The organism is Actinoplanes sp. NPDC051861, assembly GCF_040681145.1.
GTDB lineage: Bacteria > Actinomycetota > Actinomycetes > Mycobacteriales > Micromonosporaceae > Actinoplanes.
Genome location: NZ_JBFAYE010000002.1, coordinates 137,135 through 160,652 on the forward strand (window position 1 = coordinate 137,135; position 23,518 = coordinate 160,652).

Sequence of the window (23,518 nt, forward strand, 5' to 3'; positions counted from 1 at the left end):
GGATCAGAGCGTATAAGTCTTGGCGACCGCGACCAGTTCGCTGCTGTGTGAGCCGAGGACGCCCACCCCGGACGGGCGGGGGCGGAAGCCGGGGAGCGCGGCGAGGTTGTCGCTGCCGTCCATGGCGCGCAGGCGGACCGGGTCGGTGCCCTTGACGGTGAGCTCGACCTCGACACCGTCCTGCGGCGGCGCGTGGAAGACGAAGCCGAAGCCCCATCCGCCGCCGGCCGAGCCGGACAGGTCGCCGACCGGGCGCCCGCCGACCGTGGCCGAGGTCACGGTGGTGCCGGCGGCGATGTGCAGCGTGACGAACCGGGCCGTCCGCTGCGGGGTGAGACGCAGGCGCAGGGTCCGGCCGTCACCGGTACGGGTGTCCGTCACCAGGGTGAGATTCGGCGCGGGCAGCGAGGCGGCCTCGGCTGGGCCGCTGCGCAGCCGCTCGTCACCGAACGCCGGGAGCGAGTCGGTGACCGTCTCCGGCGGTGCCGAGACGTACTGCGCGGTCCACGGCTGCGGATCGGTCTCCTCGCTGAGCCAGCGGGCGGTTCCGGTGTCGGTGTCCAGCGCGTACATCAGGTGGGTCAGCGACGGGTGCGCGGCGTCGAACCGGTCGACGGCCAGGCCGGTCGCGGTGCAGGCGACCAGGGCGACCGCCGCGGCCAGGGTGGGCGCGGCGCCGCGGTGGCGTGCCCGCAGCGCCTCCATTCCACGGGCGCCGCCGGCCGCCGGGTGGACCAGGTCGGCGACCGGGATCAGGGCGAGGCCGAGCAGCACGGTCAGGAACGCGCCGACACCGGCCATCGGCATGCCCAGCGCCGGGAACAGCATGACGACCGTGGGCAGCAGGATCACCGTCGCGACGACGGCACCGGCGGCGATCGCGACGACGGCGAGCGCGTCGGGGACGTGTATCGCGATCAGGCCGGCGACCGCGCCGGCGAGTGCGGGCAGCGTGGTCAGGTACGCGCCGCCCGGCGTGACGGCGGCGAGCAGCAGGCCGAGGGCGGCGAGCCAGCCCAGGCCGGCGACGGCCAGCGCGGCCGGCCCGACGCGGCGGCGCAGCAGGGCGTGCCAGGCCAGCACGACGGTCGCGGCCAGGGCGATCACGGCGAGGCGGTACCAGAGTGGACGGTACGGGTCGATCGGCATCCCGCCGTACTCCGGGCGGACCAGGACGAGCAGCGACCACAGGCCCTGCGCCGCCGCCGGGGCGGCCAGGATCGGGATCAGCGTGAGTACGCCGGCCAGCGCCACCCGGCGGCCGGTGGCGCGCTGCTGGCGTACCACCAGCCAGCCGAGCAGCCCGACGGCGATCAGGGCCAGGACGGCGAGCGGCCAGACCAGGGTGCCGGGGTAGCGGATCAGCAGACCGGCTGCGGGGAAGTAGGTGGCGTCACCGGCCTCCAGCGCCGTCAGATCGCGCCCGCCCAGCTCACGGGTGAGAGCCAGCGCGTTGTCGCCGTGGTGCTGCAGGCTGTCCCGGTTCATCGAGGCGGCCGTGTCGGTCGGCGCGTGATACACCGCCGCCCCGTCGATGTACGCCGTGTTCAGCCCCTGGAACCCGCCCTCGCGGAACGGCGTGAAGTCGGTGTCGTTGGGCAGCAGCCGGTAGATCTCGACCGCGAACGACGTCCCGACCGGGTACGGCACGTGCCCGTACGCCTCAACCAGCTCGCCGTTGCCCTCCGAGGTCTCGAACATGATCGCCGGACCGCTGCTGCCGCGTGCCTCCAGGTTGAGCACCACCCCGCCGTCACGGGCCAGCGGGTGCTGGTCGACGAACGCCTTCGCCCCGCAGAGACAGGCCTCCTCGGCGTCGGTGAGCAGCAGCACGACGTCGTTGCGCAGCGGGCCGCCGGCCTTCAGCGCCCGCGCGGTCTCCAGGATCGTGGAGGTGCCGGCCGCGTCGTCGTTGCCGCCCGGCCCGACCTGGGCCGAGTCGTAGTGCGCGACCAGGAAGATCCGCCCGGTCGAGTCCGTGCCGGGCAGCACCGCGACCACGTTGCGTACCCTCGCCAGCCCGGCGCCACCGGCGCTGGCCGACAGCGTGCCGCCCTGGATCGTGACGGTGTCCTGCACCTCGGGGGTGAGGCCGATGCCGCGCAGCGCCTCCAGCAGATGCGTGCGCACCGTGTCGTTCGCCGCGCTGCCGGCCGGGTGCGTCGTGGTGGCGATCGCCCGGACGTGCTCGAAGGCCCGCGCGGCGCTGAACTCGCCCGCCGGCGCCGAGTCCGCCCGCTCGGCCGGGGGTGCGATGGCGCGTAGCGCCGCGAAGCCGGCCAGGACGAGCACGGCGAGGACGGCAGCCGCGGCGAGGCCCCGGCGGGCCGGCCTGGTCAGGGCGTGATCACGCATGAGTGAATGTAAGCACCCGGCGCGGCGGGCGGGTACCCCGAAGATCCATCAGCGCGTGGCATAGCGTTGTCGGGGTGACTACCCCGCTCGACCCAGCCGCCGTCATCGCGGAGTTCATCGACGCGGTGTCCCCGTACAACCCGAACCCGGACGCCGCGCCCGTGGCCGTTGTCGGTGTGCGCACCGCGTTCGGCGAGGACGTCTTCACTCTCAGCGATCATGTGATCCGGGCGATGTGCCGCGCCCTCGCCGCCTACCGGGACCCGGAGGACCGCGGCGAGTGCGCCGGGTGCGGCGGCCGTCACCTCGACGAGAACCTGCACTGCCGCGACTGCGGGAGGCTGCACGGGATCCTCGGTCAGGTGATCGCCGACCACGCCCGGCGGGTCGCGGCCGACGACACCGGCCGGCACGCGACGGGTCCGATGTGAGCCCAGGTCACGACCTGGTGACCAGAGTTGTGCGGCCGGGCCCGGTGGTACACGATTTGCGGGTCACCTATGCGTCGAGTGGGGAATCGGAATGACGGAGCGGTCGCTCGCGCCTGGCAGGCACGCGGCGAACCAGCTGGAGAGGTTGCGGATCCTGCTCGTCGAGGACGACGAGGGTGACGCGTTCCTGGTTCGTGAGCTGCTGAGCGAGGCGGACGCACCGTTCGATCTGACGGTCGTCACCAGCCTCCGCGAGGCCACCAAGATGCTGGCCGGCATCGAGTGCGTGCTGCTCGACCTGGGCCTGCCCGACGCGGAGGGCATCGACGGGCTCCGCAAGCTGCTCGCGGTCGCCGGCGGCGCCGCGGTCTGCGTGCTCACCGGCCGCTCCGACGAGCACCTCGGTGTGCAGGCGGTCGCCGAGGGCGCCCAGGACTATCTGGTCAAGGGCCAGGTCGACGGCGTCCTGCTGATCCGCTCGCTGCGGTACGCGGTCGAGCGCAAGCGCGCCGACGAGAACGCCCGCCTGCTGCGCGAGGTCGAGCTGCGCCAGGCCGAGTCGGCGCGCCTGGAACGGGGCCTGCTCCCGCAGCCGCTGATGCAGACCACCGAGGTGACGGTGGAGACGTTCTACCGCTCCGGCCGGGCGATGGGCCTGCTCGGCGGTGACTTCTTCGACGTGGTGCAGGTCGGCGACGACCGGCTGCACCTGATCGTCGGCGACGTCTGCGGTCACGGCGTCGACGAGGCCGCGCTCGGTGTCGAGCTCCGGGTGGCCTGGCGTGCCCTGGTGCTGGCCGGTGTCCCCGAGGAGCAGGTGCTGCCCTCGCTGGAGCAGGTGCTGATGTCCGAGCGCCGCGCCCGGGAGGTGTTCGCCACCGTGGCGTCGGCGGTCATCGACCTGCCGGGCAATCGCGCGACCGTACGCCTGGCCGGCCACCCACCACCCGTCGTGCTCTCCGGCGGGCGAGTCGCGCCGGTGTCCGCGCGTACCGGAATCGTCCTCGGGGTACGTCCAACTCCCACGCCCGCGACGGAGTTGGAGTTCTCCGGCCATGACTGGTCTCTGCTGATGTACACCGACGGGCTGATCGAGGGGCACACCGGCAACACCGGCGAACGCCTCGACGTCGACGGCCTCTGCAAGCTGATGCTCGAGCCGGAGGCGCAGCGCATGCCCGTGCCGTCGCTGCCCGCCTGGCTGGTGAGCCGCGCCGACAAGGACAACGGCGGCCCGCTCACCGACGACGTGGCGATGCTGCTCGTCTCGCGGGGCGGTGGCCGGTGAAGGTCCTCTCCGTCAGCGAATGGACGTTGCGCCAGCGCATCGTCGCGCTCTGCGTGGCGGTCGGTGTCGTCCTCACCGCGCTGGGTGTGTTCGCCGCGATCACCGCTGCTGCCAACAACCGGCAGCTCGACGACGTTCTCGACCGGGCCACTCCGATGCGGGCGGCTGGTGAGACCCTGAACACGGCCCTGGTGAACCAGGAGACCGGTGTCCGCGGCTACGCGATCACCGGCGAGGACCGCAACCTGGAACCGTACCGGACCGGGCTGGCCGAGGAGAACCGCCAGATCGCCCAGATCAAGAGCCTGCTGCGCCCGGAGGACCAGGACATCCGCGCGGCGCTGGAGGTCGTGCAGGCGCGGGCCGAGGTGTGGCGGACCGGGGTTGCCGAGCCGGTGCTGGAGACCGTGCGCACCCAGGGCACCGCGGCGGCCCAGGAACGGATCGAGGCCGGCGACACCAACGAGTTCGACGCCGTGCGGCAGGCGATCGGTGTCATGCAGACCCACATCGGTGTGCTGCGGGCCAAGTCCGCGGACGCCGCCCGGTCGTCCAGCCAGACCATGGTGGCCATCGAGATCGCCGCCGCGGCGATCATCGTGCTGGCCGGCGCCGCCCTGCTGTTCCTGATGGACCGGCTGGTCAGCCGCCCGATCGTGGATCTGGCGGCCCAGGTGCGCGAGGTCGCGGCCGGCGACTACGAACGGCACATCGTCAGCCCGCAGGGGTCACCCGACCTGGTGGCGCTCGCCGCCGATGTCGACCGGATGCGCCAGCAGATCGCCAGCGAGCTCACCGAGGTACGCGCCGCGCGCGGCCAGGTCGAATGGGTCAACCAGCAGCTCCAGTCGCAGGCCGAGGAGCTCACCCGGTCCAATCGCGACCTCGAGCAGTTCGCCTACGTCGCCTCGCACGACCTGCAGGAGCCGCTGCGCAAGGTGGCCAGCTTCTGCCAGCTCCTGCAGCGGCGCTACTCCGGGCAGCTCGACGAGCGCGCGGACCAGTACATCGGCTTCGCCGTCGATGGCGCACAGCGGATGCAGCGGCTCATCAACGACCTTCTGGCGTTTTCCCGGATCGGCCGGCTCACCAGTGGGTTCAGCGACGTCGACCTGAACAAGGTGCTCACCGACGTGAAGAGCCAGCTGGAGCCGCGCGCCGGTGAGGGCGCCGAGATCACCTGGTCCGGACTGCCCACGGTGGAGGGTGAGGAACCGCTGCTCACCACACTGTTCGTGAACCTGATCGGCAACTCGCTCAAGTTCCGCCGCCCGGACGTCCCCCCGGTGATCACGGTCACCGCGGAGCGCGACGGCAAGGAGTGGCGGATCAACGTACGCGACAACGGCATCGGCATCGAGGCCGAGTTCGCCGACAAGGTCTTCGTGATCTTCCAGCGCCTGCACGCGCGGGACGCGTACGAGGGGACCGGCATCGGACTGGCGATCGTCAAGAAGATCGTCGAATACCATGGCGGGCGAGTCTGGCTGGACGTCGATGTTCCGGAGGGCGCGTCGATCAACTTCACGCTGCCGGTGCTGCCGGGTTCGGATGATTCGGACGGTTCGGAAGCCGAGGAGAGCGTGGAAGAGGTGGTGCAAGCATGAGTATGACGCGGGAGAACGGAACCCCGATCGAGGTCCTGCTCGTCGAGGACGACCCGGGCGACGTCCTGATGACTCAGGAGGCGTTCGAGGAGCACAAGGTCCGCAACCGGCTCAACGTGGTCTCCGACGGCGCCGAGGCCCTCGCCTACCTGCGCCAGGAGGGTCAGTACGCGGACGCGGTCCGTCCCGACCTGATCCTGCTCGACCTGAACCTGCCGAAGCGGGACGGCCGCGAGGTGCTCGCCGAGATCAAGAAGGACGACGAGCTCGGCCGGATCCCGGTCGTCGTGCTCACCACCTCCTCGGCCGACGAGGACATCCTGCGCAGCTACCAGCTGCACGCGAACGCGTACGTGACCAAGCCGGTCGACTTCGAGCGGTTCATCGCGGTGATCCGCCAGATCGACGAGTTCTTCGTCAGCGTCGTGAAGTTGCCGCCGCGTGCTTGATCAGGTCACCGAGCTCGTCCGTGAGGTCGCACAGACGGTCGTCCTGCCGCGCTTCCGCCGGCTGTCCGACGACGAGGTGCGGCAGAAGGCGCCCGGTGATCTGGTCACCATCGCCGACCAGGAGTCCGAGCGCGCGCTGACCAGCGGCCTGACCGCTCTGCTGCCGGGTTCGGTGGTGGTCGGCGAGGAGGCCGTCGCGGCCGACCCCTCGGTCCGTGACCGGGTCGGGCACGACGGTGCGGTGTGGATCGTGGACCCGGTCGACGGCACGAACAACTTCGCCGCCGGGAAGACCCCGTTCTGCGTGATGGTCGCGCTGGTCCGCGACGGGGAGCCGGCCGCGGCCTGGATCCTCGACGTGGTCGCCGACAGCCTGACGGTCGCCGAGGCGGGCTCCGGTGCGTTCCGGGACGGCGTGCGCGTCAAGACCCGCGGCGACGACCCGGGCGCGGACCAGCTGCACGGCGTGATCTCGCACAAGTACCTCCCCGGCGAGCTGCGGGACCGGGTCCGTGCGAACGCCGCGGGCCTGGGCGGCTTCAGCGCCGGCAAGCACTGCGCGGGTTACGAGTACCCGGCGATCGCCACCGACGAGCAGCAGTTCGGCATGTTCTGGCGGATCCTGCCCTGGGACCACGTGCCCGGCTCGCTGATCGTCCGCGAGGCCGGCGGCGTGGTGCGCCACCTGGACGGCGCCGAGTACCGGCCGGTCGATCACCAGCGCGGGCTGCTCGTCGCCGCCAACGAGGAGATCTGGCACACAGTCCACGGAACCCTCTTCCCGGACGGCCCGCCCGCGATCGATCCGCTCTAAAGTCGCGTCGTGACGTCGTACCTCCAAGAGCTTTTCGGTCTGAGCGGGCGCACCGCGGTGGTGACCGGCGGCAGCAGCGGGATCGGACGGGCCATGGCCCTGGCGCTGGGCCGAGCCGGTGCGCGGATCATCGTGGTGGCCCGTCGCGAGGCGCCGATGGCCGAGGTGGTGGCTGAGCTGCGCGGACACGGCGTGGAAGCGGACGCGATCTCCGCGGATCTCGCCGATCGCGAGGCGGTCAAGGCCGTCGCTTCAAAGATCATTGAGGGGTACGCGGAACCGGACATCCTGGTCAACTCGGCAGCCGTCAACCTGCGCCCGCCGCTGGCCGAGCTGTCCGATGGTGTGTGGGACATCACAGTCGCAGCCAATCTGACCGCCCCTTTTGTGCTGGGTCAGGCGTTCGCGCCGGCCATGGCGCGCCGCGGCTGGGGGCGGATCATCAACGTCGTGTCGCAGCAGGCGTTCCGGGCCTACGGCAACAGCGGCGCCTACGGAGCGGCCAAGGCGGGCCTGGTCGGGCTCACCCGATCGCAGGCGGAGGCGTGGTCGCGGCACGGCGTCTGCTGCAACGCGGTCGCTCCCGGGGTGGTGCACACGCCGCTCACCGAGGAGGTGTTCGCCGATCCCTCGAAAGTGTCGGCACACGCCGCCCGTACGATGATCGGGCGCAACGGCCTGCCGGGCGATTTCGCCGGATGTGCGGTTTTCCTGGCGAGTGATGCGGGGCAGGCGGTAACCGGCCAGACACTCTTCGTCGACGGCGGCTACTCGGCCACCTGAGTGATCTCCCTTTCTCCAGGTCCGGCACGGTAAAGTACCGGCGCTTACCGACTTGGAGGTATTCGTGGCGGCCACTCTCCCGCGCCGGTGCTCCGCCCTGTTGGCACTGCTTGCTGCCTTCTTTCTGGTGGCACTCGTCGCCGACGCCGCAGTGGCCGCGCCCAACGACCCCGAGGGCGGCACCAAGAAGCTGCGCACCGCGCTCGAGACCGCCGCGAAGGGCTACGACCAGGCGAAGACGAGGCTCGCCAACTCCAAGAAGCGGCAGCAGCAGCTCACCCAGAAGCTGGCCCAGTCCGAGGCGAGCGCCAAGACGCTGACCGTGCAGGTCGGCGCGGTGGCCAACCGGGCGTACCAGATGGGCCGGATGAACACGATGACGCTGCTTCTCAACAGCGCCTCGCCGGACGACTTCATCGGCAAGGTGCAGAGCCTCGACATGCTCGCCCAGATCGACAGCGGGACGCTCGCGCAGTACCACGAGGACATCGACACCGCGAAACGGGCGAAGACCGCGCTCGACGCCGAGATCATCGAGCAGAAGAAGCAGGTCAACGTGATGTCCCGCAAGAAGCGGGAGGCCGAGGTGGCGCTCGCCGAGGTGGGCGGCGGATCGGCCGGCGGTTTCATCTCGGCCAACTCGCCAGCCGCGAAACCCGCGCCGCGCAACTCGGACGGGTCGTGGCCCAAGGAGTCCTGCACGATCAAGGACCCGACCTCCGGCGGGTGTCTCACGCCGCGCACGCTGCACGCCTACCAGGAAGCGCAGGCGGACGGCTTCAAGCGGTACACGGTGTGCTTCAGCGAGCGGTCGTCGGGCGAACACCCGAAGGGCCGGGCCTGCGACTTCTCGGCGGCCGCCGGGACGTTCAAGAACGAGGCGGCGACGGGCGGCGACAAGTCGTACGGCGACTCCCTCGCGGCGTACTTCGTGAAGAACGCCGACGAGCTGGGCGTCATGTACGTGATCTGGTATCGGCAGATCTGGATGCCGAGCACCGGGTGGCGGGCGTACAGCGCCAGTGGTGGGCCGGCCGCCGTGCACACCAACCACGTACACCTCTCCATGCTCTGAAATCCCAGGTGGGATAGCGTTTCCCGCTATGGACGACCACCGGTGGATGAGCCGCGCCGTCGAACTGACGCACCGCTGTCCCCGCTCGGACAGCGCCTTCGCGGTCGGTGCGGTGATCGTCGGCCCGTCCGGCCTTCTCGCCTCCGGGTACTCGCGGGACACCGATCCGTGGGTGCACGCCGAGGAGTCCGCTCTGCTGCGGGCATCGGGTGATCTGCGGGCGGCGACCCTCTACAGCACCCTGGAGCCCTGCTCGAAGCGGAGCAGCCGGCCGCACGCCACCTGCGTCAGCCTGATCATCGCGGCGGGGATCCCCCGCGTGGTGATCGCCTGGCGGGAGCCGGACATCTTCGTGACCTGCGAGGGGATCGCTCTGCTCACCGCCGCGGGGATCGAGGTGGTGGAGATGCCGGAGTTCGCCGCAGCGGCTCAGGAGGCGAACAGGCACCTCGGCTAACATCCTGCGATGGACAATCCGCCCCGCGCCCTACCCTCGGCCCTGGCGACCGCCCTGGCCTTCGGATCGAGCGGGGCCGTCCTGGTCCTGGAGATCGTCGCGCTGCGCCTCGTCGGCCCGTACGTGGGGGTCACCCTGCAGGTGAGCAGCTCGGTGATCGGGGTGGCGCTGGCGGCCATCGCGTACGGCGCGTGGATCGGCGGGCGCCTCGCCGACCGGTTCGACCCGCGGGCCCTGCTCGCACCGGCGCTGATCCTCGGCGCGATCGGCACGGCGATCACGCTCCCGCTGGTCCGATACGGCGGTGAGCTGCTCCGCGGCGGCGCTGCCCCGGCCGTGCTCATGCTCGCGGCACTCGCGATCTTCCTGCCCGCGCTGGTGCTCTCCACGATCCCGCCGATGGTCGTGAAACTGCAGCTCGGCGACCTGCGCAAGGCCGGCAGCGTGGTGGGACGGCTGTCCAGCATCGGTACGCTCGGCGCGATCACAGCAACACTCGTCACCGGGTTCGTCTTCGTCGCCGCGATGCCGAGCAGCACGATCGTGCTGAGTCTGGCGGTGCTGCTGGCCGTCAGTGGACTGCTGCTGGGGTGGCGGATGCGCCGTGAGCTGCCGGGAAAACCCCGGACCCGGGCGGCCCTCCTCGTGATCGGGCTGGCCGGGGCGACGCTCGGGGTTCTCGCTCCGACACCGTGTGACGTGGAGACGGCGTACCACTGCGCCCGTGTCGACGCGGACCCGTCCCGGGCGGGCGGGCGGACCCTCATCCTCAACTCGGCGCGTCACTCGTACGTCGATCTGAACGACCCGCAGTACCTGGAGTTCGAGTACGTCCAGTGGATCGGCGCGGTCACCACCGTCTTCAAGGCGCCGGCTGCCCCGGTGAACGCGCTGCACCTCGGCGGCGGCGGCTTCACCGTGCCGAACTACCTCAAGGCCACCCGCCCCGGCAGCGACCAGCTGGTCCTGGAGCTCGACGGCGGGCTGGTGGACCTCGACCGCGAGTCGCTCGGGCTGGTCACCGGCCCGGACCTGCGGGTCGAGGTGGGCGACGCCCGGGTGGGGCTGTCCCGGCAGGGCACGGCGAGCTACGACCTGGTGGTGGGTGACGCGTTCGGGCATCTGGTGGTGCCGTGGCACCTGGCCACCAAGGAGATGGCGGCCGACGTGGCCCGGGTGCTGCGTACCGACGGGATCTACGCCCAGAACGTGATCGACTACCCGCCGAACCGGTTCATCCGGGCCGAGGTGGCCACGGTCGCGGCGGCGTTCCCGTACGTCGCCCTGATCGCCCCGCCGGACGCGCTCGCCGGCGAGACCGGGTCGAACTTCGTGATCCTCGCGTCGAAGAGCCCGCTGCCCCTCGACCCGATCCGGGAGGCCCTCAACTCGGTCCGCGAGCGGGTCGAACTGCTCTCCGGCGCCGCGCTGTCCGATTTCGTGGGCGACTCCCACGTGCTGACCGACGACTACGCGCCGGTGGACCAACTTCTCGCCGGCTGAGCGGTTTGACCGCGGGTTTCGCGGTGCGGCACCGGACGGCGATCCGCTCGGCGAGAATCGGCGCATGGGGCGTACGGAGCGAAACGGTCACGATAAATCGCTTCGCCTCGCCGGGCGGTACCGCCTCGTCTCCAAGCTCGGCTCCGGCGGCATGTCGGTGGTCTGGCAGGGTTACGACGAGACCCTCGGGCGCGACGTGGCCGTCAAGGTCCTCTCGCCGAGGCTGGCCGAGGACCGCACCTTCCGGGACCGGCTCCGTCAGGAGGCCCTCGCCGCCGCCCGGCTCTGCCACCCCAACATCACCGGCATCTTCGACTTCGGTGAGGCGCCGATCTCGGACCGGCTGACCGTCCCCTACGTGGTGATGGAGCTCAACGACGGCGAATCCGTCGCCGCCCGCATCAGCCGCCAGGGCAGCCTCGACTGGCGCGAAGCGGTCACGGTCACCGCGGAGGTGGCGTCCGCGCTGGCCACCGCGCACGCCCGCGGCGTCGTGCACCGCGACGTCACCCCGGCCAACGTCATGCTCACCGGCTCCGGCGCCAAGGTCGTCGACTTCGGCATCTCGGCGGTCGTGGGCCAGCGCGACGCGGCCCCCGACGGAAGCCTGCTGGGCACACCGGCGTACCTCGCACCGGAACGCCTCGGCGGCGCCTCGGTATCCCCGGCCACCGACGTGTACGCCCTCGGTCTACTGCTCTACCGTGCCCTTACCGGCCGCCTGCCGTGGCCCGCGGAGAACACGGCGGAGGCGCTGCGAGCCCACCTCTACGCGGACCCGGAACCGGTGCCCGACCTGCCCGGTCTCCCGGCCGGCGTGGCGGACCTGTGCCTGCGCTGCCTGGCCAAGGCGCCCGCCGACCGCCCGGGTGCGGCTGAGGTGGCCCGCGCGCTCGCGGCGACGGTCGGTATGCGCCCGGTGATCCCGCCGCTGCGTGAGGGCGAACGGCCGGCGATTCCGGTCGCGCGCGCTGTCGTCCCGGTGTCCGCTGTCACGTCGCCCCGTCCCGTCGTGCGGATGCGCCTGCTCCGGCTCCGCGCGGGACTGCGGGTCGGCTCGGCGCTGCGGGTCGGCGGGGTGCGGTCACTCGGCGGCGGCCTCTTCGCCCGCCGCCGTGCCGGCCGGCTGGTCGGCCTCTCGCTCAGCCGCCTCTCGCCCAGCCGCCTCTCGCCCGGTAGCCTTTCGCCCGGTCGCCTCTCGCGCGGCAACCGGAATCAGCTCTCGGGTGGGCGCCGGGAGCGGATGCCGGCGATCGCCGCGCTTGCCACGGTGATTTTGTTGGCGGCCACGGTACTCAGCTGGTCGGCGCGGCGGGAAGCCGACGACGCGGGCGGCGCGCAGACCACGGCGGCGGGGACGGGTGCGGCGGCCGCTGGGGCGCCGGCGAACCGCGCGAGGTGCGTGATCCGCTATCAGGTGCAGCGCGATTCCGGTTCCGACTTCGAGGCCAGAATGACCGTGTACGCCACCGAAGCGCAACGCCCGGCCTGGCGTGTGGAGTTCAGTTACCCCGGGACACAGCGCCTGGTCCCGCTCTCCAAGGCCGTCTCACAGCAGGGCCGCCGGGTCGTGGTGACCGGTAGCGGGCGGGCCCGGACGGTGACTCTGCAGGGCGCCTATCGGGAGCGGAACCTGTTGCCGTACACCTTCGCCCTGAACGGCCAGAACTGCCGCGCGGAAGTCCTCGGAAGCACCAGCCCCGGCACCGTCGACAACTCCGTCCGCGCCGCCGTCGAGGAACCCCCGCGCACCAAGCGCAAGCGAACCCACCCCCGGCGCGCCACCCCACCCCGAAAGCCCGCGTCCGGCCGCTCGACCGTTCCCGCACCGAAACACAGCACCGGATTCTCCCTGGCGTAGATAGGGTTTTGAGCCATGACGAGACTCGCAGTGGTCACCGGTGGCGGAACCGGAATCGGCAGGGCGACGGCCGGAATGCTCGCCGGCGAGGGCTACGACGTGATCATCGTCGGCCGCCGCGCGGAGGTCCTCGCCGACGCCGTGAAGTGGATCGGCCCGCAGGCCACCGCCGTGACCGCCGACGCCGCCGACCCGGCCCAGATCCCCGCCGTCGTCGAGGCCGTCGGAGACCGCGCGGTGGACGTCCTGGTCAACAACGCCGGCGCCTACCTCTCCGGCGACGAGACCACCCTCGACGACGTGGCCGCGCGCTGGCGAGCCAACCTCGACTCCAACGTGCTCACCGCCGTACTGATGACAACCGCCCTCCTTCCCCGCCTCCGCCGCCCCGGCGGCCGCATCATCCTGACCAGCTCGATCGCCGCCCAGCGCGGCGGTGGCGGCCCCTATTCCGCCGCGAAGGCCGCCCTGCACGGCTACGCCCTGGACCTGGCCACCTCCCTCGGCGCCGACGGCATCACCGCCAACGTGATCTCACCCGGATACGTCACCGACAGCGAGTTCTTCCTCGGCCGTATGACGCCCGAGGGCCACCAGGCCCGCATCGACGCCACCCTGGTCAAGAGGGCCGGCGAGCCCGACGACATCGCCGAGGCGGTGCGGTGGCTGGCGGGCCCGGGAGGCACGTTCGTCACCGGCCAGATCATCAACGTCAACGGCGGCTCCGTCCTGGGCCGCTAGGCGCCGCCCGTGAAGCGGCCCTCGTCCGGCTTGTTGGCGCGGAATCGCAGGCCCGACCAGCGTTCGTCGATCGCCACCTGGCCGCACGGGCGCATGTCGAAGTCCGCGACGATCGGCCACAGCGTGTCCCGGTTGACGTCAGCCTTGTTGCCCTTGGGGTAGGCGATCCAGAAGACGCCGGGCTTCTCCAGGTCGGCCCGGTGCTGATCGAGCTGTTTCCGGGCGCCCTCCGCGTCCTCCACGAAGAGCACCGCGGTGCTGGCGGTGGCCAGCGTCGCGGTCTCTCGCACGCCGTCCGGCATCGGTGTGAGCAGCGGCAGGCGGGCCGGCTCGTTGAGCCAGAGCGTCGAGTTCGGCTTGATCAACAGCTTCTCTGCGATCGTTTTGGTCATGTCTGAGAGCCTTCCACCCTGGAGTCGATGGTTTGTCGGTTCCGGGAACCGCCGAACACGATCGTGATCGGACGCTGGTCACCCTGTGCGTGCCCGCCCGCAAAGTGTGGCCGGTTTGCCGGGCGGATGAGTGCCATCGGCCGTCACCCTGTGGATAACTCCGGACTGTGGATAACTCCGGCCGCCCTCTCGCGGGCTGATAGACATGCCGGGTGACTGAATCGACGCGGGCAGCCGTGCGGGAACGTGCCGAGGAGGTGCTCCGCCGGCTTGCCGGGGAGCACGCGGTGCTCCGCGAGGATCAATGGCGGGCGATCGAGGCGCTGACCGTCGATCGCCGGCGGGTGCTGTGTGTGCAGCGCACCGGGTGGGGCAAGTCGGCGGTCTACTTCGTGGCCACCTCTCTGCTTCGCGGCGGCGTGGGCGCGGAGCCGGGTGAGCCACCGGCGGGGCCGACCGTCATCGTGTCGCCGCTGCTCGCGCTGATGCGCAACCAGGTCGACGCGGCGGCGCGGGCCGGCATCCGGGCCCGCACGATCAACTCGGCCAACCTGGACGAGTGGTCCCTGATCGAGCACGAGATCCGGGCCGGCGAGGTGGACGTCCTGCTGATCAGCCCGGAGCGGCTGAACAACCCGGACTTCCGCGACAACGTGCTGCCCGGCCTGGCGTCGAGCACGGGCCTGCTGGTGGTGGACGAGGCGCACTGCGTGTCGGACTGGGGGCACGACTTCCGCCCCGACTACCGGCGGCTGCGCACGTTCCTGAGCGGGCTGCCGACCCGGACGCCGGTGCTCGCCACGACCGCGACGGCGAACGCGCGGGTCACCGAGGACGTCGCCGAGCAGCTCGGTGACGCGCTCGTGCTGCGCGGACCCCTCGACCGGGACTCGTTGCGGCTGGCCGTGCTGTCCCTGACCGATCCGGCATACCGGCTGGCCTGGCTCGCCGACCACCTGGAGAGGCTGCCGGGCTCGGGCATCGTCTACACGCTGACCGTCGCCGCCGCGACCGAGACGGCCGACTTTCTGCGGTCACGCGGGTTCGCCGTCGCGTCGTACACGGGACAGGTCGAGGACGCCGATCGCCGCGCGGCCGAGCAGGACCTGCTGGACAACAAGATCAAGGCGCTGGTGGCCACGTCGGCGCTCGGCATGGGCTTCGACAAGCCCGATCTGGGTTTCGTGGTCCATCTCGGCGCGCCGAACTCGCCGATTGCCTATTACCAGCAGGTCGGCCGGGCCGGCCGGGCCGTCGAGCACGCTGAGGTGGTGCTGCTGCCCGGGCCCGAGGACGCCGCCATCTGGCGCTATTTCGCCTCGCTGGCCTTCCCGCCGGAGGACCAGGTGCGGGCGGTGCTGCACCAGCTCTCGCCCGAGCGGCCACTCTCCACTCAGGCTCTCGAACCCCTCGTCGACCTGCGTCGCAACAGATTGGAGCTGATGCTCAAGGTGCTCGACGTGGACGGCGCGGTGCGGCGCACGCGCGGCGGCTGGCTCGCCACCGGCGAACCCTGGACCTATGACTCGGTCCGGCTCCGGCGAGTCGCCGAGGCACGCGAGGCGGAGCAGAAAACCATGATTGCGTACGCGGAAACGACCGCCTGCCGCATGGAGTTCCTCCGTCGTTGCCTGGACGACCCCGAGGCAGCCCCGTGCGGGCGTTGCGACAACTGTGCCGGTCCGCTCTTCGACGCCGAGGTGTCGTCGGCATCGCTCGCGGCGGCCGGCGCGTTCCTGGGCCGCCCGGGGGTGGAGGTCGCGCCGAAGAAGATGTGGCCCACCGGCCTGGCCGCCGTCGGCATCAGCCTGAAGGGCAAGATCGGCCCAGGCGAGCAGATCGAGCCCGGCCGCGCGGTCGGGCGGCTCTCCGATCTGGGGTGGGGCACCCGGCTACGCAGCGTGGTCTCGCCGGAGTCACCGGACGCCCCGATCCCCACCGAGCTCGCCGGCGCCGTCGTCGAGGTCCTCAAGGCCTGGGCCCGCGGCGACGACGCCTGGAAGCAACGCCCGGCCGCCGTCGTGGCCGTCGGATCCCACCGTCATCCACAACTTGTCCACAGCCTCGCCGAACACATCGCCACGGTCGGTAGGCTTCCGTTCCTCGGCTCCCTGCGCTCCACCCATGTGGGCGAAACCGGTCATCGCGGCAACAGCGCCCAGCGAGTACGCGCCCTGCACGAGGCCTTCACCGTCCCACCGGAGATCGCCGCCGAACTGCCCACCCTCGCCGGCCCGGTCCTCCTCGTCGACGACCTGGTCGACTCCGGCTGGACCATGTCCCTGGCCGGCCGAGCCCTCCGCCGCTCCGGCGCCCCCGCAGTGCTACCCCTGGCCCTCGCGGTGGCCGGCTGAGCGGTGCTGCTCTGGCCCCTGCGGTGGCCGGCTGAGCGGTGCTGCTCTGGGCCCCGTGGTGGCCGGCTGAGCGGTGCTGCTCTGGGCCCCGTGGTGGCCGGCTGAGTGGTGCTGCTCTGGCCCCTGCGGTGGCCGGCTGAGCGGTGCTGCTCTGGCCCCCGTGGTGGCCGGCTGAGCGGTGCTGCTCTGGCCCCCGCGGTGGCCGGCTGAGCGATGGCGGGCCGATTCTCAGGCGATGCCGAGGATGGCGCTTCGGGTGGGGCGGCGGTCGATCTCCATGAAGCGGTGGGCGCCGGCGAGTTGTTCGAAGCCGGAGCGGCGGTAGACGTCGTGGGCGTCGCGGGTGGCGAGCAGGAAGCGCTGGATGCCGCGGGCGGACTGGGCCTCCACGATGCTGTCGATCAGCCAGGTGCCGAGGCCGCGGCCGCGGTGGGCGGTGTCGACGAACACGTCGCAGATCCAGGCGAACGTCGCGCCGTCGGTCACCACCCGGGCGAACGCGACTTGCTCACCGCCGGCGAGGACCGTGTAGGGGATGGAGCCGTCGATCGAGCGGGACACGAGGTCGTGGGAGCGGCCGGTGGCCCAGTAGGACTCCTCGGACAGCCATCGGTGCACGCGGTCCAGGTCCACTCGGGCCGGGTCGTCGCTGAGCACGTAGTCGCCGCGTTCGAGATCTGTCACGTGGTCCACTCCTCGAGGTCGAAGTCGCGAGACCTGGTCTATCAACTGGGCGCCGGGTGCCAAAGCGTTTTCCGGGTCAGTGAGAGGACCCTCACCGGGCGGGGGATATACCGGCAGGGGGTATGCTGGCGTCCGAGTCGGACAGGCGGCCGCGCCGGTCCGCAATGACGAGTGAGGCGGTTCGAGATGGCTGTGACCAGGACCTACACGGTGAAGGGCATGACCTGCTCGCACTGCGTCCAGTCGGTGACCAAGGAGCTCTCGGAGCTGTCGGGCGTCGGTGACGTGCAGGTCGACCTGGCTTCCGGGACCGTGACTGTGACCAGCGACGCTCCGCTCTCCGGCGACGCCGTGCGGGATGCTGTCGACGAGGCCGGCTACGAGCTCGCGGATGCCTGACCCGGCCCCCGCGGAACAGCCGAAACCGGCCGGGAGAACACCGGCCGCGAGCGCAAACCAGGCGGAGACCGCGGAAAGCAAGGGGGCCGCGGAGAGCATAGGGACCGCGGAGAGCATAGGGACCGCGGAGCAAGCGGGGAGCGTGGAGCAAGCGGGGAGCGCGGAGCAAGCGGGGAGCGCGGAGCAAGCGGGGAGCGTGGAGCAAGCGGGGAGCGCGGACCCCGAGGCTCCGGTTGAGTTCGGCCTGGTGGGGGAGGGTTCGGCGGCGCCGGAGGGTGCGGGATTTCGGCTTGCGGCGTTCGGGGCGTTGTTGATTGTGGTGCTGTTCGCGGGGTATGGGCTGGGCCGCCTCAACAACGGCGCCGCGCCGGCCAATCCCGCAGCCGGCGCCGTGCCCGCCAACACCGCGCCTGCCAGCGTGGGGAGCACGTCCGCACCTAGTGTGGTCGACGAGAGTCAGCCGCATGTTCATGGTGCGGCCGCGCCGGTTCCGGGTGCTGGTGCGGGTGCTGCCGTCGGTGGGCTCTCGCTCAGTTCCGGAGGGCTCACCCTGGCGCCCGTCACCACCGGTTTCCCGGCTGGGCGGGCGCAGCGGCTGGAGTTCACGATCAACGGGCCGGGGGGTGCGCCGGTCACCACCTATCAGGTCGTGCACGACAAGGCGCTGCATCTCGTCGTGATTCGGCGGGATCTCACCGGTTTCCAGCACCTGCATCCGGAGATGGCGGCGGACGGCACCTGGGGTGTCGATCTCACGCTGGCCGAGCCTGGCAGTTATCGGATGATCGCTGACTTCACCGCGCTGGTGGGCGGCGCCGCGATCGCCACCACGCTGGGTAGCGATCTGACGGTCGCCGGCGGCTATGAGCCGGTCACTCTGCCGGATCCGGTCCGGGCGGCGGCCACGGCGGGCTTCACTGTGGGGTACGAGGGAACGCCCGCGACCGCGTCCACTCAGCCTCTGCTGATGACCGTCCGGGACGGCGCCGGCAAACCTGCTGCTGTCGAGCCTTACCTGGGTGCGTTCGGGCACCTGGTCGTGCTGCGCCAGGGCGACGTGGGGTATGTGCACGTCCACCCGGAGAGCCGGCTGATCGACGGCAAGGTCAAGTTCTGGCTGGCCGCGCCGAGTCCGGGGACGTACCGGATGTTCTTCGACTTCCAGGTCGGCGGGAAGGTTCACACGGCCGCGTGGACAGTGGTCGTCAGCTGAGCAGGCGGGACAGCGCGGGCGTCACGCCCCACTGAGCGGTCAGGGCGTCGTACTCGGCGCGCTGCGCGGTGGTCGGGGTGGCGCCTGTGCGGCGGGCACGCAGCATCAGGTTGCGTGGGGTGTGTGCGGAGTCGATGAACTCGACGACGTCCACCCGGTAGCCACGGAGCCGCAGCAGCGCGGCCCGCAGCGAGTCGGTCAGCACGTCCGCGAAGCGTTCCCGCAGGATGGCGTGGCGGGTGACCTCCGCGTACGGCGAGGGTGCCGAAGAGGACTTGAGCTGGGCCGCGATGTCGTGGTGGCAGCACGGCGCCGCCAGCACCCAGCGGGCCTCCCAGTCCACGGCTCGGGCGAGTGCCTCGTCGGTGGCCGTGTCGCAGGCGTGCAGGGCGAGCACGAGGTCCGGATCGAACGGCAGCTCCGCCGACGAGATGGTCCCGGCCACGAACGTCACGTCGTCCGAGCAGTCCAACTCGGCGGCGAGCGCGGCGTTGCGTACCCTCTGATCCTCGCGGACATCGACCCCCACGACCTGGACGTGCGCACCTCGCCCGGCCAGATAGCGATAGGCGGCGAAGGTGAGATAGGCGTTGCCGCATCCCAGATCGACGACGCGCAGCGGAGTCGGAAGCTCCTCCGGCAATGTCGCCTCGAGGGCACGCAGGAACGCGTCGATCTGACGCCGCTTCGCCGCGTTGCCGCCGATCACCGAGAACAGCGGGTCACCCGGATCGAGCAGCCACTGCTTGGCCCGGTCGTGCTCCTCCGGCGCACGCGGCGTGACCCCCGCACCACGATGAACCTGCGCGTCACCGCTCTTGGTCACCCGCACCTGGACGGTCGCCGAGTCGGTCTCCACATGCCAGTTGCCGAACGGTTCGGCGAGCAGTTCGTCCACCGCGGCCGCCGCCTCGGCGCCCGGGGTCACGTTGCGCGTGTACGGCCTGGCGCCGTCATCGGTGACGATCTGCAACTTCCGGCCCTGCTTGAGGGTGACCGGCCGAACCTGGGCGCGGGTCACCGAAGGGGCGTGGCCCCGGCGTCGCCCGGCCGCGACGGCGCGGGTGAGACCCGGTGCGAGCAGCAGCTCACGCACCTCGGCGAGGACTTGATCGAGCGGTTCCGGCATGGATCCATTCTGCCCGGCCACCTGAGACGCACCTGGCCGGAGGGATGGCTGTGCGGGTGGCGTGGCCCGGTTAAGTTGATCGACATTCCACGGAGGGAGAGTGGCGACCGATGTTCGTGCAGGCCGAGCTGCTCTCCACCCGGCTCCGGGAACAGGCGCGGGAAGCGCACGCCGCCGCGCAGCGGAGCCCCTTCGTGGACGGTCTGACCACCGGACGGCTGCCGCTGGCCGCCTATGCGGAGTTGACGGCGCAGCACTGGTTCATCTACGAGACTCTGGAACTCGCCGGGTCCGCGATGTCCGAGGACCCGGTGGCCGGCCGGTTCGTCCGGCCCGAGCTGTTCCGGGTTCCGGCACTCGAGGCTGACCTGCGTCATCTGTACGGGGCCCGGTGGCAGAGCCGGATCACCGCGCTGCCGTCCACGACGACGTACTGCACGCGGATCCGGTGTGCGGCGTTCGACCGGGCCACCGGGTACGTGGCGCACCACTGCGTGCGGTATCTCGGCGACCTCTCCGGCGGGCAGTGGCTGGGACAGGCGATCGCGGAGGCGTTCCGGCTGCGGCGGGGGCAGGGGCACCGGTTCTTCGTCTTCGAGGGCGTGGATCCGCCGCTGTTCCGGGCGGACTACCGGGACCGGCTGAACGCGCTGCCGTGGACCCGGGTCGAGCAGGACGCGTTCCTCGGTGAGGTGGCCGCGGCGTATCGGCTGAACATCGAGATGCTGGCGGACCTGGCGAGACGCTGGGCATGAGAAACGCACGGGACCGGGGTCCCGTGCGTTTCTGGCGTGATCGGATCAGGCGGTGGTGCCGACGCCGGCCTCGGAACCGCCGGACATCTCGGCCTCCGCGTCGGCCGGACGCCGCCGGCGCCGGCGGCGCGGTGCCGCGTCGTCGGCGGAGTCAGCGGTCGCGGCGGCGTTCGGGGCCGTCGCGGTGACCGACCCGGTGGCGTTCGGGGCCGCCGTGGTCGGTGTGGCCGCCGTGGTCAACGCTGCGCCGGCCGGGGCGGTCGTGATCGGGGCGCTGACCGCCTGGGCCGCTTCGCCGTCGGAGAAGAGCATGGTGGTCGCGGGCGCGGTGGTGGTGCGGCGGCGACGGGCCCGGGTGCGCGGCGCGGCGGGTTCCGCGACGGATGAGTCCGGGGTCGCGCCGTCCTGCTGAGTGGACGTCGGGACGGCAGGGGCCGCCGAGGCGGGAGTGGACGTGGGCGCGGAGGCCGGAGCCCCCGGCGAGCCCGCGGGGGCGTCGTCGTTCAGCCGGCGCCGGCGGCGCTGACGCTTGGGGCGCTCGCCGCCCTCGTCGTCCGACGACGACGGAGACGGCGACGGTGCTGCGGAGGACGGCGCGGAACGGCCGCGCGAGCGCCCTCGTGGGCCGCCACGGCCCGGACGGCGCCCGCCGCCCAGATCCTCCTCCACCTCGGCCGCCAGGCCCGCACGACTGCGCTCAGCGGTCGGCAGGGTGCCCGAGACGTCGGTCGGGATGTCCAGGTCGGCGTAGAGCGCGGCGCTCGTGTGGTAGGTCTCCGGAGGCTCCGGCATGGTGAGGCCGAGCGACTTGTCGATCAGCACCCAGCGCGGCATGTCCTCCCAGTCGACGAACGTGACCGCGACACCGGTCGCACCCGCGCGGCCGGTGCGGCCGATCCGGTGCGTGTAGGTCTCCGGGTCCTCCGGGCAGTCGTAGTTGATCACGTGGGTGACGCCCGAGACGTCCAGGCCGCGGGCCGCGACGTCGGTGGCGACCAGGACGTCGATCTTGCCGGTGCGGAACGCGCGAAGGGCACGCTCGCGGGCGCCCTGGCCCAGGTCACCGTGGACGGCGGCGACCGCGAAGCCGCGGAAGTCGAGGTCCTCGGCGACCCGGTCGGCGGCCCGCTTGGTCCGCGTGAAGATCATCGTGAGGCTGCGTTCGCGCGCCTGCAGGATGCGCGCGACCATCTCCAGCTTGTTCAGCGGGTGGGTGCGGTAGACGACCTGCTTGGTGAGCGGCGAGGGGCCACTCTCGGTGGTGTGCCCGGCGTGGATCGTGACCGGGTTGCGCAGGAACCGCCGGGACAGCGCCACGATCGGATCCGGCATGGTCGCCGAGAACAGCATCGTCTGACGCTGGTCGGGGAGCATCGCCAGAATCTTCTCGACGTCCTCCAGGAAGCCCAGGTCCAGCATCCGGTCGGCCTCGTCGAGGACGAGCGCGCGGATCGAGCCGAGCTTCAGCTGCTTCTGCTTGGCCAGGTCGAGCAGCCGGCCGGGGGTGCCGACCAGGATCTCGACGCCCTTCTTGAGGGTCTCGACCTGCGGCTCGTACGCCACACCGCCGTAGATGGGCAGGACCCGGACGCCCCGGGTGCTGCCCGCGGCAGCGAGGTCGCGGGCCACCTGGAGGCCCAGCTCACGGGTGGGAACGACGATGAGTGCCTGCGGCTGACCGTCGGCGCCCTCCGCGGGGGAGGTGATGCGCTCCAGAAGGGGCAGGCCGAAGCCGAGGGTCTTGCCGGTGCCGGTCGGCGCCTGGCCGATCAGGTCGGTGCCCCGCAGGGCGATCGGCAACGCGTACTCCTGGATGGCGAACGCGTGGGTGATGCCGGCCTTGGCCAGGGCCTCGACGGTCTCGGCGCGCACGCCCAGCGCGGCGAACGTCGGGCTGTCCGGGCGGACCGGAGCGCGGGTGATCACGGGTACTAGAGCTTGCTCGTTGTCGGTCATGAAGTTTTACGGGTGCCCTCTCGTGGTGCGCCCGTCGAAGTCCAGGGGCGCGGTCTGTTTTGGCGCGGGCCACACGCTCGTTGGAGCGGGCCGCACGCGCGGCCGCCGATGCCTGGCCGAAGAAAAAGGCCGGTCGATTGACGGCGACGCACGCCAGTCTACCCGACCGGAGGCCGGGCGCACCCGAGAGCAGTTGCGGGAGGGAACCCTGTGAACAGGGAACCCTCCCGGAACCTCAGCGTGTGGTGAAGCCGAACGGGCGGTGTGACGCCTCGGCGATCTCCACGTAGGCCACCTTGGCGATCGGGACGATCACCTTGCGGCCCTTCTCATCCGTGAGCGACAGGACGCTGTCCTTGGCCATCGCCTCGGCCACCGCCTGCTCGACCTCCGCCGGGGTCTGCGCGCTCTCCAGCACCAGCTCACGCGGCGAATGTTGCACGCCGATCTTGACCTCCACGGAGCCCTCCTCTGTCAACCGTCTACCGATCGAAAGGCTATCCGATTTCCGGCGGCGTTCCGGCCGTTGAACCGCCCTGGAGCGGGAAGCTGGCGATCCCGCGCCAGATCAGTGCAGCTACGAGCGCTTCGGCTTCAGCTTTGGGCGTACGCCGTCCGTTCGCCAGCCAGAACTGTGCGGCCTGCCCGGCCGCTCCGGCGAGGCCGGAGGCGAGCAGTTCGGCCTGGTCCGGTCGCAGGCCGGTGTCCGAGATGATGGTGTCGGTCACGGCGGCGATGCAGCCCTGCTCGACGCGCTCCACCCGCTGCCGGACCTGTGGGTCGTTGCGCAGGTCCGACTCGAAGACGAGCCGGAACGCCTCGCTCTCGTGATCCATGAAGTCGAAGTACGCCCGAACGGCGCCCTTCACACGCTCCTTGTTGTCGGGAGTCGCCAGCATGGCCCCGCGCACCTTCGCGATGATCGCGTCACAGTGCGTGTCGAGCAACGCCAGGTAGAGCTCCAGCTTGCCGGGGAAGTGCTGGTAGAGGACAGGCTTCGAGACGCCGGCCCGCTCCGCGATGTCGTCCATCGCGGCGGCGTGATAGCCGTGCGCGACGAAGATCTGCTGCGCGGCGGCCAGCAGCTGCTTGCGGCGCGCCGAACGTGGCAGGCGGGTGGGTCGGGTCGTCTGTGCCCCGCCGGACGCAGCGGTCATTTCTCTGAACCTCCAGGGGGTCGGTTCCCCGCGGTTTGGCGTCGCGGATTGCCCGGATCGGCGCATGTCGCGGTCGTGCGGGCAATTGTCGCGACGCTGCAACTTATCGCCACTG

General features: G+C 71.4%; 22 protein-coding genes. 15 read left to right on the forward strand and 7 right to left on the reverse strand.

Annotated features, from left to right (window positions below; genetic code table 11):
• Positions 1–3: 3 nt before the first annotated feature.
• A complete protein-coding gene (locus tag AB0M02_RS07200; RefSeq protein ID WP_364222996.1) occupies positions 4–2,355 on the reverse strand; it encodes a M28 family peptidase in 2,352 nt (783 codons plus the stop codon).
• A 74-nt stretch (positions 2,356–2,429) separates the two neighbouring features.
• On the opposite strand from AB0M02_RS07200, the gene AB0M02_RS07205 reads away from it, so the two are divergent.
• The 11 genes from AB0M02_RS07205 (at position 2,430) to AB0M02_RS07255 (ending at position 13,364) form a co-directional block, all read left to right on the forward strand.
• A complete protein-coding gene (locus AB0M02_RS07205) occupies positions 2,430–2,786 on the forward strand; it encodes a hypothetical protein (protein ID WP_364222999.1) in 357 nt (118 codons plus the stop codon).
• Between the two features lie 91 nt (positions 2,787–2,877).
• Positions 2,878–4,074, forward strand: coding sequence for a SpoIIE family protein phosphatase (locus AB0M02_RS07210; protein WP_364223002.1), 1,197 nt, complete (start codon positions 2,878–2,880; stop codon positions 4,072–4,074).
• Positions 4,071–5,681 carry a CHASE3 domain-containing protein gene (locus AB0M02_RS07215; protein WP_364223005.1) on the forward strand — a complete coding sequence of 537 codons (1,611 nt, stop codon included), beginning with the start codon at positions 4,071–4,073 and terminating at the stop codon, positions 5,679–5,681. The genes AB0M02_RS07210 and AB0M02_RS07215 overlap by 4 nt, the downstream gene beginning before the upstream one ends.
• Positions 5,678–6,130 carry a response regulator gene (locus AB0M02_RS07220; RefSeq protein ID WP_364223008.1) on the forward strand — a complete coding sequence of 151 codons (453 nt, stop codon included), beginning with the start codon at positions 5,678–5,680 and terminating at the stop codon, positions 6,128–6,130. The genes AB0M02_RS07215 and AB0M02_RS07220 overlap by 4 nt, the downstream gene beginning before the upstream one ends.
• A complete protein-coding gene (locus AB0M02_RS07225) occupies positions 6,123–6,944 on the forward strand; it encodes an inositol monophosphatase family protein (RefSeq protein WP_364223011.1) in 822 nt (273 codons plus the stop codon). The genes AB0M02_RS07220 and AB0M02_RS07225 overlap by 8 nt, the downstream gene beginning before the upstream one ends.
• A 9-nt stretch (positions 6,945–6,953) precedes the next feature.
• Positions 6,954–7,727, forward strand: coding sequence for an SDR family oxidoreductase (locus tag AB0M02_RS07230; protein WP_364223014.1), 774 nt, complete (start codon positions 6,954–6,956; stop codon positions 7,725–7,727).
• Between the two features lie 64 nt (positions 7,728–7,791).
• Positions 7,792–8,802 carry a hypothetical protein gene (locus AB0M02_RS07235; protein ID WP_364223017.1) on the forward strand — a complete coding sequence of 337 codons (1,011 nt, stop codon included), beginning with the start codon at positions 7,792–7,794 and terminating at the stop codon, positions 8,800–8,802.
• A 28-nt stretch (positions 8,803–8,830) separates the two neighbouring features.
• Complete coding sequence (locus tag AB0M02_RS07240; protein ID WP_364223021.1) at positions 8,831–9,259, forward strand: deaminase; 429 nt, start codon at positions 8,831–8,833, stop codon at positions 9,257–9,259.
• A gap of 9 nt (positions 9,260–9,268) precedes the next feature.
• On the forward strand, positions 9,269–10,762 hold the full coding sequence (locus tag AB0M02_RS07245) for a fused MFS/spermidine synthase (protein WP_364223024.1): 1,494 nt from the start codon (positions 9,269–9,271) through the stop codon (positions 10,760–10,762).
• 64 nt (positions 10,763–10,826) lie between these two features.
• Positions 10,827–12,623 (forward strand): serine/threonine-protein kinase, encoded by a 1,797-nt coding sequence (locus tag AB0M02_RS07250; protein ID WP_364223027.1) that lies wholly within the window; start codon positions 10,827–10,829, stop codon positions 12,621–12,623.
• A 15-nt stretch (positions 12,624–12,638) separates the two neighbouring features.
• Positions 12,639–13,364 carry an SDR family oxidoreductase gene (locus AB0M02_RS07255; RefSeq protein WP_364223030.1) on the forward strand — a complete coding sequence of 242 codons (726 nt, stop codon included), beginning with the start codon at positions 12,639–12,641 and terminating at the stop codon, positions 13,362–13,364.
• Here AB0M02_RS07255 and AB0M02_RS07260 read toward each other — a convergent pair.
• On the reverse strand, positions 13,361–13,756 hold the full coding sequence (locus tag AB0M02_RS07260; RefSeq protein WP_364223033.1) for a hypothetical protein: 396 nt from the start codon (positions 13,754–13,756) through the stop codon (positions 13,361–13,363). The two genes, AB0M02_RS07255 and AB0M02_RS07260, sit on opposite strands and share 4 nt — an antisense overlap.
• Before the next feature lie 212 nt (positions 13,757–13,968).
• Between AB0M02_RS07260 and AB0M02_RS07265 the strand changes: the two genes are divergently transcribed.
• Positions 13,969–16,110, forward strand: a complete 2,142-nt coding sequence (locus AB0M02_RS07265) for a DEAD/DEAH box helicase (RefSeq protein ID WP_364223036.1) — start codon at positions 13,969–13,971, stop codon at positions 16,108–16,110.
• 228 nt (positions 16,111–16,338) lie between these two features.
• On the opposite strand, the gene AB0M02_RS07270 is transcribed toward AB0M02_RS07265, so the two are convergent.
• Entirely contained in the window at positions 16,339–16,794 is a 456-nt protein-coding gene (locus tag AB0M02_RS07270) for a GNAT family N-acetyltransferase (RefSeq protein WP_364223039.1), read from the reverse strand.
• A 186-nt stretch (positions 16,795–16,980) separates the two neighbouring features.
• Between AB0M02_RS07270 and AB0M02_RS07275 the strand changes: the two genes are divergently transcribed.
• Positions 16,981–17,193, forward strand: coding sequence for a copper ion binding protein (locus AB0M02_RS07275; RefSeq protein WP_364223042.1), 213 nt, complete (start codon positions 16,981–16,983; stop codon positions 17,191–17,193).
• Between the two features lie 196 nt (positions 17,194–17,389).
• Positions 17,390–18,406, forward strand: a complete 1,017-nt coding sequence (locus AB0M02_RS07280) for a hypothetical protein (RefSeq protein WP_364223044.1) — start codon at positions 17,390–17,392, stop codon at positions 18,404–18,406.
• On the opposite strand, the gene AB0M02_RS07285 is transcribed toward AB0M02_RS07280, so the two are convergent.
• On the reverse strand, positions 18,399–19,535 hold the full coding sequence (locus tag AB0M02_RS07285; RefSeq protein ID WP_364223047.1) for an SAM-dependent methyltransferase: 1,137 nt from the start codon (positions 19,533–19,535) through the stop codon (positions 18,399–18,401). The genes AB0M02_RS07280 and AB0M02_RS07285 overlap by 8 nt on opposite strands.
• Before the next feature lie 110 nt (positions 19,536–19,645).
• On the opposite strand from AB0M02_RS07285, the gene AB0M02_RS07290 reads away from it, so the two are divergent.
• Positions 19,646–20,290, forward strand: coding sequence for a biliverdin-producing heme oxygenase (locus tag AB0M02_RS07290; protein ID WP_364223050.1), 645 nt, complete (start codon positions 19,646–19,648; stop codon positions 20,288–20,290).
• 45 nt (positions 20,291–20,335) lie between these two features.
• Here the strand turns inward: AB0M02_RS07290 and AB0M02_RS07295 are convergent, their stop codons facing one another.
• From AB0M02_RS07295 to AB0M02_RS07305, 3 genes are all read right to left on the reverse strand, one after another.
• Positions 20,336–22,246 carry a DEAD/DEAH box helicase gene (locus tag AB0M02_RS07295; RefSeq protein WP_364223053.1) on the reverse strand — a complete coding sequence of 637 codons (1,911 nt, stop codon included), beginning with the start codon at positions 22,244–22,246 and terminating at the stop codon, positions 20,336–20,338.
• Positions 22,247–22,481: 235 nt separating this feature from the next.
• On the reverse strand, positions 22,482–22,706 hold the full coding sequence (locus AB0M02_RS07300; RefSeq protein ID WP_364223056.1) for a DUF3107 domain-containing protein: 225 nt from the start codon (positions 22,704–22,706) through the stop codon (positions 22,482–22,484).
• Between the two features lie 37 nt (positions 22,707–22,743).
• A complete protein-coding gene (locus AB0M02_RS07305) occupies positions 22,744–23,403 on the reverse strand; it encodes a TetR/AcrR family transcriptional regulator (RefSeq protein ID WP_364223059.1) in 660 nt (219 codons plus the stop codon).
• Between the last annotated feature and the right edge of the window lie 115 nt (positions 23,404–23,518).

Coding starts and splice junctions, on each gene's coding strand:
- AB0M02_RS07200 (WP_364222996.1), bottom strand. CDS start 2,355: ATGCGTGATCACGCCCTGACCAGGCCGGCCCGCCGGGGCCTCGCCGCG.
- AB0M02_RS07210 (WP_364223002.1), top strand. CDS start 2,878: ATGACGGAGCGGTCGCTCGCGCCTGGCAGGCACGCGGCGAACCAGCTG.
- AB0M02_RS07220 (WP_364223008.1), top strand. CDS start 5,678: ATGAGTATGACGCGGGAGAACGGAACCCCGATCGAGGTCCTGCTCGTC.
- AB0M02_RS07240 (WP_364223021.1), top strand. CDS start 8,831: ATGGACGACCACCGGTGGATGAGCCGCGCCGTCGAACTGACGCACCGC.
- AB0M02_RS07245 (WP_364223024.1), top strand. CDS start 9,269: ATGGACAATCCGCCCCGCGCCCTACCCTCGGCCCTGGCGACCGCCCTG.
- AB0M02_RS07250 (WP_364223027.1), top strand. CDS start 10,827: ATGGGGCGTACGGAGCGAAACGGTCACGATAAATCGCTTCGCCTCGCC.
- AB0M02_RS07255 (WP_364223030.1), top strand. CDS start 12,639: ATGACGAGACTCGCAGTGGTCACCGGTGGCGGAACCGGAATCGGCAGG.
- AB0M02_RS07260 (WP_364223033.1), bottom strand. CDS start 13,756: ATGACCAAAACGATCGCAGAGAAGCTGTTGATCAAGCCGAACTCGACG.
- AB0M02_RS07275 (WP_364223042.1), top strand. CDS start 16,981: ATGGCTGTGACCAGGACCTACACGGTGAAGGGCATGACCTGCTCGCAC.
- AB0M02_RS07285 (WP_364223047.1), bottom strand. CDS start 19,535: ATGCCGGAACCGCTCGATCAAGTCCTCGCCGAGGTGCGTGAGCTGCTG.
- AB0M02_RS07290 (WP_364223050.1), top strand. CDS start 19,646: ATGTTCGTGCAGGCCGAGCTGCTCTCCACCCGGCTCCGGGAACAGGCG.
- AB0M02_RS07295 (WP_364223053.1), bottom strand. CDS start 22,246: ATGACCGACAACGAGCAAGCTCTAGTACCCGTGATCACCCGCGCTCCG.
- AB0M02_RS07305 (WP_364223059.1), bottom strand. CDS start 23,403: ATGACCGCTGCGTCCGGCGGGGCACAGACGACCCGACCCACCCGCCTG.